The organism is Aquimarina hainanensis (genome assembly GCF_042684685.1).
Classification (GTDB): Bacteria; Bacteroidota; Bacteroidia; order Flavobacteriales; family Flavobacteriaceae; genus Aquimarina; species Aquimarina hainanensis.
Genome location: NZ_JBHULX010000005.1, coordinates 16,942 through 27,475, shown reverse-complemented (window position 1 = coordinate 27,475; position 10,534 = coordinate 16,942). Strand labels below are relative to the sequence as shown.

At 36.6% G+C, this 10,534-nt stretch carries 3 protein-coding genes; all 3 read right to left on the bottom strand.

Annotated elements, in window-relative coordinates:
• On the bottom strand, positions 1 to 249 hold a 249-nt coding region (locus ACFSTE_RS08230; protein WP_378298065.1), incomplete at its 3' end, for a hypothetical protein.
• A 12-nt stretch (positions 250 to 261) separates the two neighbouring features.
• Positions 262 to 984: a hypothetical protein gene (locus ACFSTE_RS08225; protein WP_378258443.1), complete on the bottom strand. Its 723-nt coding sequence runs from the start codon at positions 982 to 984 to the stop codon at positions 262 to 264.
• Between the two features lie 76 nt (positions 985 to 1,060).
• Positions 1,061 to 10,522, bottom strand: a complete 9,462-nt coding sequence (locus ACFSTE_RS08220; protein WP_378258441.1) for a leucine-rich repeat domain-containing protein — start codon at positions 10,520 to 10,522, stop codon at positions 1,061 to 1,063.
• Positions 10,523 to 10,534 lie beyond the last annotated feature (12 nt).

Sequence of the window (10,534 nt, the reverse complement as noted above, 5' to 3'; positions counted from 1 at the left end):
AACCTCATAACTAAACCATCCATAAGGAGGCTGATCCGAAGCCACAGATAATCGTAAATCAGTACCGGAAGAGACCGTAACTCCACTACTGAACATACTCAGATCTGGGCGAAACTCTAATCCAGTACCTGAATTGATTGCTCCAGCGATAACTGACGGATCATAAATAACTTTATACTGACTATAACCCGAATCTATAAAGAATAAAAAGATACAACAGACAAATAGATGATGAATTCTTTTTCCCATGAATACTCCTTTTTAGTGTGAACGATTAATTAAACGATATTCTTGATAATCTCCAGTCAGGAAAACATCTTCAGATGACTTTATAACGATATAATCTTTGATATCTATTCCTTCTGACAAAACGCCTTCTGAATACTCAAAAGTGATGATCAGACGACCATGATCCAGTTTCTTTACTCCTCTATCTCCTACAAAAGGAATCAGTCTGGAGAAAAACAATTCTTGTTTCTCCAAGCGATATGTATTTTTATTAATATGTAGTATTACTCTGCTATATGGATTTTGATTGGATTGCGAATCAGCTGTCAATTCACATAAAATGACGTCTCCTTTTTCGGTAGTCTTTCCCTGCGTATAATTTTTCATCAGCGTATTAAGCTGTACTACTTGTCTTTCTATAGAAGATATTTCCGGAATCGTATACACAACTGTTTTTTCGGTATGATTAATGGTTAATTGTCCTTCCGGGAATTGAAGTATATCTGTATTCAGCATTTTTATCTGAGATACTGCTTTATTTTTTATAATGCTTCCTTGGTAAGATTCTGTAGCTTTACTTCCCGTCAGTCCCTGATACATGGTATACGTCATATCCACCTGATATTGTTCTTCTGACTGATAAAATGCTAAGGCTTTATTTAAGAGCTCTTTTACTCCCGTATTTTGTGAATGCCCGAGTTGTATAGCCCCTATACAACATATAAGCAGGATTTTATATATAGATAAATTATTCATTGTGTTTATGTGGTTCCTTTGTCCTATAGAAACTGATCAAAAATTCTTCTTGAATCAGTTTCTACAGGCTTTTGTTTTAATGGTTTCGCTTTATATTTCCTGAGCGGGTTTCCTGAATTGTAAAGACCCCTCTTTCTGTTTCTTTTTTCACTCGAATCAGTCCTCCTTCCTGATCGTATTCATAGAAGGTTGCATAATTGTTTTCATCCAATTCTGATTTTAATCGTTGAGTGATTGGATCATAGACGAAGGTCTTCATATTTCCTTCGAAAGGATGCATTCGTATATCATCAAAATAGACATTCAATTGTTCTGTACTATTCCCCTGGATTCTACTCTCTAAATGGATCTGCATGTTTACTGCATCTACAGGAATCGTAAAATCTGCTGTGATTCGCTGCCATCCATCTACAATAGCTCCTTTAGGCATAAACTCTATAGCTGCATTATCAGGTGGTACAATATCTACTCCATCCTGATTGCGATAACGCAATCTCAATAGAGAATTGGCATAATCCATTACTTGATATGCTGGATCAGGAATATATGTATATGTCGTTATACTCGGTACTATCGCAGAGGAAACAATGCCTCTATCAACAATATTCGTCCTGTTATAGGATAGGTCTCCTCCATCAATTTTAAAAGACGAGGTCATACAAAAATTCGTTCCGCAAACAGAGGCATCTGTAAAGTTTAGCACTAGTGTCGGATTATGACGTAATGGGTAGCGATGTTCCTCATCTGCATAACTTCTGATTAGCGGTGTGCGATATAAGAACTGAGGATATTGTTCATTTCCCGGAGTCAAAGAAAACTTAAACCCAATGGTTCGAACCGGTCCGATAGGACGTCCTAAATTATCTTCATGCTGGCTTCCTTTTACATACGTAAAATCATATACTGTTAAATTTTTATCTACTGCATTTTTTATAAAAGGAATGAGTACATCAAACTCTCTGCTCTCCGGATTAGGAATATATTTTTGTGGAATATGACTTCCTTCAATGACTTTATCCTTCAGATGGTTTAATAACTTGACAAATACATCACTTACTTCACTAAAGTTTTTAGTCACCGGGTCAATCGCTTTTAGCCCATCTTCTCTCACCCAGGCGCTAATTACATAATGCGCTCCTGGTTGTGGTCTGAATCGCTCACAACCTATCAAAGAAGGTGGTACTTCATCCAATATCGACACGGTTACAGCTTCTCTAAATGAGCTCACACAACAACCGATATCCTCTGGATTACAATTGATCGTTGTTTGTGCTGCATAATAGGTTTGTCCATGTACCAAATGTTCTGTAGGATTATAGGCGGTTCCTCCAAAAGCAGCATCATACCATATAATATTGTTCCCTACAGCTATTAAGTCCGAAACAGTTGCTGTTTCATTGGTATAAAAAGTTTGCCGTGTATTCGTGACTACCGGAGGAGGAACATCAAAAATAGAGACTACTACTTTTCGTCTGGCACTTTCATTTTGCAATGGATCTCTTTGTACTGCATAATAAATTCCTCCATCAGTCAATCCTTCTGTAAGAGCATATGTTTCAGCTCCTGTCGCTCCTTTATACCATAGCAATGTATGATTGGGCAAAAGCGTATATCTGGCACTAAGATCTGCTACGGTAGCATTAACTGATTTACAGAAATACTGCCACCCATCTCCTTCTGGATCCTGAACTTTTATTGCTACCACAACTTCAAACCTACAACTTGCCGTTCCCTGTTGTGCGTAATATGATTTCCCATCTTCTAAAAGGGCATTTACATCTAATGGTGTTCCTGCTGTAGGGGTCGAATACCATGTAATGGAAGTTCCGGTAATCTGAAGATCTTTTATTTTCGAATTCGAAATAATTGAAAATTCCTGATACCCTTCTGTCTCCTCATTCCCCGGAGCTCCTTCATTCAGGTTTACTTTCACTCCAACTCTGGGGTTTGCTGTATTCCCTTCTGCCCAATAAACAACAGGATCTAATAAAGTGGTTCCTGGAAGTGCGACACCTCCTGTCTGTGTTGTATACCAGCTTACAACCGGAGTATTAACAATAGGAGATACCAAATCACTTACTGTGGGTGTTTTTTCGGAGCTACAAAATGATTGGACTGTATCCCAATTCGGTACAATAACAGCCAACGTGATGGTATGACGTGTCAATATTAAGTCTGTAACAATACTATTGGTAGCGGTGAAGTAATAATCTCCTGCATCTGCTGCTGTCGCATTCGTAATAATCAGGTCTTTATTAGTCGCCCCGGCAATAGCAACTCCATTTTTATACCATTGGTAACTGTTATTGGCACTAATCAATGCTTCACTACTAAAAGTGATATCTTTTCCGACATAAATGCTATGATATTCTCTTTTATCAACCTTTGCCTGTGGTATATATAAAAAGCTTGTAAGCTTTGTTTGATACGCCGTAAACTCTGGTTCTACATTCCAAAAAACAAATTTATTGCTATCAATCATTAAATGTTTTAGACTAGCCAGCTGACTTAAAGCTGGAGGAACTCTTCCTGAAAGCTGATTATTACTAAGGTATAATTGCTGTAAGTGTGTCAGACTTCCAAAAGAGGAAGGTATTGGACCTGACAGCTGATTGTTTGCTAACTCCAGGTACTTAAGGCTTATTACATTTCCTAATTCCTGAGGAATTATTCCGGAAAGCAGATTATTATTTGCTTTAAAATCCTGTAGTTTTCTCAAGCTTCCCAAGGTGCCAGGAATAGTATGGCTCAACTGGTTATCACTTAGCCATAGAAACTGAAGATTCGTAAGATTTCTAAAAGTATCAGGAATGCTCCCTGACAACTGATTGTGATTCAAATATAAATGCTGTAAGTTGCTTAGTTGCCCTAACTGTGTTGGTATTGTTTCTGAAAGTTGATTTCTAAATAAACTAAGCTCTCTCAATTGCATCAGATTTCCTAATGTAACCGGAATACTACCACTTAACTGGTTATCACTAAGTGACAGGTATTTTAATTTTGACAGGTTCCCTAACTCAACCGGAATCGTCCCTCTTAATAAGTTACGATATAAACTCAATCGTTCTAAATTTGTCAAAGTGCCTAAAGCTGAAGGAATCTCCCCGGTAAGCTGGTTCCCCATCGCCTCCAGCACTCTTAGGTTCATCAACCCTCCCAATACAGAGGGAATCTCTCCCGTCAAATGATTCCAGGAAAATTGTATTTCCTGTAAATTGGATAACTCTCCAATAGCTGTCGGGATATTTCCGGATAGTTTATTGTCATCTAATCGTAACCGTGTAAGGTACTGTAAGCCTGAAATAGCAGCAGGAATAGTTCTTGAAACATTATTTTTAGGTAGTGAAAGTTCAATGATTTTTCCATTAATCACCGTAACACCATACCAATCACAAACTGGTACCGTAGGTGATAACCAATGTGTACGATTTGTCCAGTTAACTCCATTTGTAGCTTGATAAAAATCGATCAAAGCTTGTTTTTCTTCCGGAGATACTCCACAACTATCTGCCGGCTCTACCGAGATCGTTATTGGATTACGCAACAATGTTAATCCGGTAACCACGGTATTAGTAGCTTCAAAATGATATACTCCGGCATCACTGGCACTCACGCTATTTATCACTAGTTCTTTTGCAGTAGCACCAGGAATTGCCACATTATCTTTATACCATTGATATGTATTATTGGGACTACTTAGCACATCTGATGTTAGTATTAAACGAATGCCTGTTACAGCTGTCTTGGAGACTACGTCATCTACCTTGGCTTGTGGTGCATAGATAAAGCCTGTACCTAACTTTGTTTTTAACCTGTCAAATTCTGGTTCTATTCCTGAAAAGATAAATTGATTATCGAAAATGGTAACTCCGGTTAGATTTACTAATTGTTCCAAACCAGCAGGCAATATTCCTGATAACTGGTTACTGTCTAATCCCAGTATTTCTAAATTCGTCAATTGTCCTAATGTAGACGGAATGTTCCCGGTAAAGTTATTATTTGATAAAAACAGCCTTTTCAGGTTAGGAAGCGTTCCTATGTCTGCTACTATATCCCCTTCTAAATTATTATTGTTTAGGTTCAAAACTTGTAGTTCCCGTAAGTTTATAATTTCATCAGGAAGTATCCCTGAAAGCTGATTGCTCATCAACCAGATTTCTTCTAACGCTTTTAACTTAAATATGGAAGGAGGAAATGTTCCTATTACTTGATTGTTCTCCAATCGTATTCCACTTACTCTTCCATTACGAACAGTTACTCCATACCAGTCACAGACTTTAGATGTTGGGTCATTAATCTTCCATGGTTTATCATTAGCTATTGTATTAGCCCAGTTAGCTCCATTAGTAGCCTGATAAAAATCAATTAATGCCTGACGTTCTTCGGCTGAAATCTCACAAGAGGAAGTTCCTACTTCTACTTGTATCGGATATCGGGTTAATGTTAACCCCGTAACTACACTATTAGTAGCTGTAAAGTGATATAATCCGGCGTCCGATGCAGTTGCTGTAGGAATTACATACTCTTTGGTGGTTGCCCCTGCAATGATGATATCATCTTTATACCACTGATAACTATTATGAATGCTGGTTAGAGTGTTTGTAGTCAAGGTAATCGTCTCTCCAATCGCTACAGAACGCGTAGATGCTTCATCGACTTTAGCCTGTGGAGCATAAATAAAACCTGCTCCTAATTGTGCTTGCAATGCTACAAATTCTGGTTCTAATCCTGAGAATATATACTGATTCCCCGAAATATCTATGTTTTGTAATCCAAGTAGTTGGTTCATTCCTGAAGGAATTCCTCCTGATAACATATTATTACTTAAGTCAATTATCTCTATCCCAATTAATTGATTAAATGTCAAAGGAATTTCTCCTGTTAATTGATTGTTGGCTACCTGAAGTGTCTTTAACTTGGTTAATTGCCCGATTTCAGGGAAAAGATTTCCTGTTAAAGCATTTGTATTAAGCAGTAACTGTTCTATATATATAAGTTTTCTCAAAGTAACCGGAAGTTCTCCTGTCAATTGATTTCCTGATATATCTAATTGTCTCAAATACGTCAGGTTTGAAATTACATCAGGAATGTTTCCTGTCAGGTTGTTTACTGCTAAATTTACTCCTGTTACCTTTCCTTTTTCTACGGTCACCCCATACCAGTTACATACTGGAGTATCTGTCAACCAATTTGTAGTATTCGTCCAGGCATTCCCTCCGGTAAGATTGTAAAAATCAATAAGTGCTTGTTTTTCCCTTGCAGAAACGGAGCAAGGATCAGAACTAATCGTTACTTCTATCGGGTGGCGTTCTAAGATTAAATCATGTACAATCGTATTGGTAGCTGTAAAATGATATATTCCTGCATCACCAGAACTAACAGCAGCTATTTCTAAAGTTGCATTGGTTGCTCCTGGAATAGCTACATTATTTTTATACCATTGATATTGATTATTAATACTGTTCAATTCCTGTGTTCCCAATACTATTTTTTCTCCTGCTATAACTGGTAAAGTTTCTTCTTCATCGACTTTGGCTTGCGGTATGTATACAAACCCTGAACCTAGCATTAAGGTGTATGCTGTAAATTCTGACTCTATATCTGAAAACACAAATTGATTTCCAGACATATTAAATAACCGAAGGTTTGGCAAGGTAGTTATTGCAGCAGGAACAGTTCCTGAGAACTGATTATCATGAACCCATAATGATTCTAAACTACTTAGCTGCATGAAACTTTCCGGAAGCTTTCCTGATAATTGGTTTCCGTGGATATCTAATGCTTTTAGCTGTACTAATTGTCCTAATTCTGCAGGTATATCTCCTGATAGTTGATTGTTGTAAACATACAGAGATTGTAATGCTGAAAGTTGTCCCAACTCTGCAGGAATACTTCCTGTTAGGATATTATTGTATAAATTAAGGTCTACTAAACTAGATAACCCTCCAAAACTTACAGGGATTTCTCCTGTTAATTGATTATTATCAAGGTGTAATGTTTTTAAGTTATTTAATTGACCTAACTCAGAAGGAATTACCCCGGTTAACTCATTACTATACAGGTTTAAATCCGTAAGATTGGATAAGGTTGATAGAACAGCAGGAATCGTACCTGTTAATTTATTCCCCTGTAAGTGTAAATACCTAAGTTCTTTTAATTGAGCTATCAAATCAGGAATCGTACCTGTTAATTTATTATGCCCCAAGTATAACGATCGTAAGGTATTAATATCTGCTATTGATGTAGGAATTTCCCCGTATAAATCATTTTGATTAAATGATAAAAACTCCAGATTTCTCAATTGATTTATAGTAGAAGGAATTGTTCCTGTTAATTGATTCGTCCCTAAGTCTAATTTTACTAAATGAGTCAATCCCCGAATAGAAGAAGGAATCTCTCCAACAAGGTTATTACTGATTAGTGTTAATTCTGTTACTTTTCCATTGGTTACTGTCACTCCATACCAATCACAAACCGGTGCATTGGTCAGCCAATTCGTACGATGAGTCCAATTAGTTCCATTCGTAGTGTTATACAAATCAATTAATGCTTGTTTTTCCGCTTCAGAGACTACGCAAGAACCAACTGGATTTACAGTTAATGTAATGGGATTACGTGTGAGTGTCAATCCAGTAATAATCGTATTAGTCGCTGTAAAATGATATACTCCAGCATCAGTCTCTTTGGCATTCGCAATTACTAATTCTTTACTTGTTGCTCCTGGGATAAGTACTCCATCTTTATACCACTGATAACTATTATTCGTACTAGTTAGCTCCTGACTTGTTAAAACTATTGTATTATTAACGATCACCGATTGAGTTTCTGTCAGATCAACTTTTGCTTGCGGCTGAAACGAAAAAGTAGTTAAGTTAGATTGGTATGCCGGGAACTCCTGTTCGAAATTACTAAAGATAAAATCGTTATTCTCAAAACTAAATGAAGTTAATATTTTTGAAGAAGCAAGTGTCGAGAAACCGGAAGGAATATTTCCTGAGAACTTATTGATTCCCATTCCTACATTTTTCAAACGAGGTAATTGTCCTATACTAACAGGTATACTCCCTGATAATCTATTTCGTGTAAGGCTTAAAACTTCTAAATTTATTAAATTCCCTATCTCCGCAGGAAGCACTCCCTCTAATTGATTCCAGAAGAGGTATAAGCCTTTTAAGTTTAGTAGGTTCCCCAATTCTTTAGGAATACTTCCACTTAGGTTGTTATTTCCAAGGTTTGCATATTGTAATGAAGATATATTTCCTAACTCTATTGGAATAGCACCTGTTATCACATTTCGTTCTAAGTGAAGTTCTTCCAGAACTTGCATATTCCCTAACTCAGGAGGTAGCGGTCCTTCTAATCGATTGATGTATAACATTAATTTTTTTAGTTTCAATAATCCTCCGATAGAAGCAGGAATTGTTCCTGTCAATTGATTGCTAAATAAATTAAGTGCTTCCAGATTTATCAGATTTCCTAATTCTGCTGGAATGGACCCTGTCAATGAATTTCTGAATAAACTTAGTATCGTAAGATTTGTAAGTTTCTGAAGGTCGGGAGGAATGGTTCCTGACAATTGATTGGATCCCAGATTCAGACTTCTTAATGAGACCATATCTCCTATGGATACCGGAATGGTTCCTGTAATAGCATTCCGCTCAACCGTAAATGTATGTACATTTGTTAGATTACCCACAGAAACGGGGAGTTCTCCTGAAAGTTGATTAATCGCTAAATTCACAAAAGTAAGATTTGTCAAATCTCCAAATGAGGCTGGTATTGGACCTTTTAGCTTATTATTAACTAAGGATAATTTAGTAACCTTTCCATTTTCTACTGTTACTCCAAACCAATCGCAGACAGGTGTATTAGAGCTCCACGGTCTATTTCCTGTAGTAGAATTAGTCCAGCTTGCTCCTCCTGTACTAGTATAAAAATCTAACAAAGCTTGCTTTTCTATAGCAGAAACTCCACATGCATCCTGAGCTGTTACTGTAAGTGTAATATCATTTCTATAAATAAAAAGTTTATCTATAACCGTATTTCTAACAAGCAATTTATAGATCCCTGCATCTGTATCTTTAGCATTTGTAATTGTATATTCTTTGCTCGTGGCTCCTGCAATAGCTCGGTTTCCCTTATACCATTGATATGTATTGTTAGGACTGGTAAATGCATTAGAACTTAATATAATGCTTCCTCCTGGAACAACGTTTAAGGTTTCTTCTATATCTGCCTTTTTTTGTTGATTATAAGTAAAGCTTGCTATGTTTGTCTTAATTGTTAAAAAATCAGTTTCAAAATCCGAAAACACATATTTATTCCCTGAAATTCCTAGATTAGTAAGGCTTGGCAGGGTAGTAATACTTGTCGGAATTTTCCCGGAAAGATTATTTGTATATAGATATAAGGCTTTCAGTTTAACCAATTGCCCAAAAGATTCGGGAATTGATCCTGTCAGCTGATTTTTATGCAGATGGATATTTTCTATATTACTTAATTGTCCTAACTCTACAGGAATACTTCCCGAAAGTTGATTATTTCTAATCCCTAAAAACTTCAATCTGGTTAATTGCCCTATAGCCGCAGGAATACTTCCAGTTAACTGATTGTCATTGAGAAATAAATTTTCTAATGCTGTTAACTGTCCTAAAGCAGAAGGGAGTACTCCTGATAATTGATTAGAGGAAAAGTTTACTTGCCTTACATTGACTAGCTGACTTATTGTTGTAGGGATTGATCCTGTTAACAGGTTATTATCCAATGATACCCTTCCTAATTTAGTCAAAGATCCTATACTCTCTGGAATCACCCCTGTCAATTGATTTCCTGATAGCCCCAGATTCCCTAAATTAGTTAACTGCCCTATTTCTGTTGGGATATTTCCTGTCAATTGATTATTGGATAAATAGAGAGAAGAAAGTTTTGAAAGCTGTGTAAGTTCTACAGGGATCCCTCCGGTAAACTGATTATTCCCCAGATTAATATATAGCAGGTTGCTCAATTGTCCTAATTCCGTTGGGATATTTCCGGTGAAATTATTTCTATCGAAATATAAGTGCGATAAATTGGGGATCTTTTTTAATGATACTACAGGGAGTGTTCCAGAAAAATTATTATTACTTATATGAATTCCTCTTAAACCAGTCATTTGTTCCAGAGTTGTAGGCAATGTTCCCCCTATTTCATTGGAACTAAGGATGAGTTGTGTCAAATTAGACAGATTACCAATTGAATTCGGCAATGTCCCGGTTACATTATTTTTAGACAGGCTAAGCTTCGTTACCCGATTGTTACTGACTGTCACTCCATACCAGGAACTAACCAAAGAGGTGGGATCATTGATTAACCAAGGTTTATTATTGGCTACAGTATTTTTCCAGTTTGCCCCATTTGTACTCGTATAAAAATCTATTAAGGCTTGTCGTTCTTCAGGAGAAACTTGTGCAATTAAGGTGCTGCTATTAACTATGAGTAGTAGCAATACCAAAACATATTTTATATGTTTTGATGGTATTATATATTTTAGATTTTTCATTTCTCTAAATAG

Bases quoted from the DNA above. Each gene is read 5' to 3' on its own strand.
- ACFSTE_RS08225 (WP_378258443.1), bottom strand. From the start codon at position 984: ATGAATAATTTATCTATATATAAAATCCTGCTTATATGTTGTATAGGG.
- ACFSTE_RS08220 (WP_378258441.1), bottom strand. From the start codon at position 10,522: ATGAAAAATCTAAAATATATAATACCATCAAAACATATAAAATATGTT.